Raw genomic sequence first — 1183 nt, forward strand, 5'->3', positions numbered from 1 at the left:
AATTGGGCGTATTTCGTATCCATCAAGGCACAATAACCAAAGACAGTCAATTATACATTGGCGACGCTCGCAAACCCTTTAAAGCGGGTCATCTGTTAAAACTTCAAGGCAAACAACAAATAGAAGTTTCGCAAGCTTTCCCAGGTGATATTTGTGCATTAGCCAAAGTCGATGCCATTTCTTTCAACACCGTGCTACATGACTCCCATGACGAAGACCAAATTCATCATGAAACTCAAGAATTTCCAACACCCATGTATGGTCTAGCCATTTCCGCCAAGCGGCAAGGCGATGAACAAAAAATCGGTACCACTTTACAAAGGCTCGCAGGCGAAGACCCTTGTTTACAACTTAAACACGATGCCGCACTCAATCAGACTGTATTACGCGGGCTTGGTGAACTTCACCTACGGATCACATTGGAAAAAATGCAAAAGCATTACAATGTCGAAGTAGAAACAAGCCAGCCTAAAATTCCCTATCGGGAAACCATCAGCATCAATGCCGAAGGCCATCACCGCCATAAAAAGCAAACAGGCGGCGCTGGTCAATTTGGCGAAGTCTTTCTGCGCGTTGAGCCACTTGAACGCGGTGGCGGATTTGAATTTGTTAATGCCATCGCGGGCGGCGTTATTCCATCTGTCTATATCCCAGCCGTCCAAAAAGGTATCCAACAAGTTTTAGATTCAGGAGCCATCGTAGGTTATCCCCTGCAAGATATCAAAGTAACCATTTACGACGGCAAACATCATGCAGTCGATTCTAAAGAAATCGCCTTTGTCTCCGCAGGCAAAAAAGCCTTTTTAGATGCCATCAACAAAGCCAAACCAATGGTACTTGAACCCATCGTCAAAGCCGAAATCACAACGCCAGATGAACACATGGGCACAATTACTGGAGATTTAGCCAGCAAACGAGGACGTATTCAGGGCAGTGACATGCGACCATCCAATATGGTCTGCGTCAAAGCAGAAGTCCCTTTAAGCGAATTAAACAACTATCAGACAGAACTGAAATCCGCCACAGGCGGAAATGGCTTTTTCACGATGGAATTTAGCCATTATGAACCCGTGCCAAGCAACATTCAGCAAGAACTGAAGGCAGAATTTAAACCTTCAGAAAGTGAAGATTAACTAATGTAGGGTGGGCAACGTCCTTTTGTTGCCCACCATTTAAGCTGAAG

General features: G+C 45.0%; 1 pseudogene. It reads left to right on the forward strand.

Annotation, left to right across the window (positions count from 1 at the left end):
* Positions 1-1133, forward strand: a pseudogene (locus GY683_RS05625) (hypothetical protein); the annotation flags it as partial.
* Positions 1134-1183: the final 50 nt, after the last annotated feature.

The sequence above is a fragment of the Moraxella sp. genome (genome assembly GCF_024227015.1).
Classification (GTDB): Bacteria; Pseudomonadota; Gammaproteobacteria; order Pseudomonadales; family Moraxellaceae; genus Moraxella.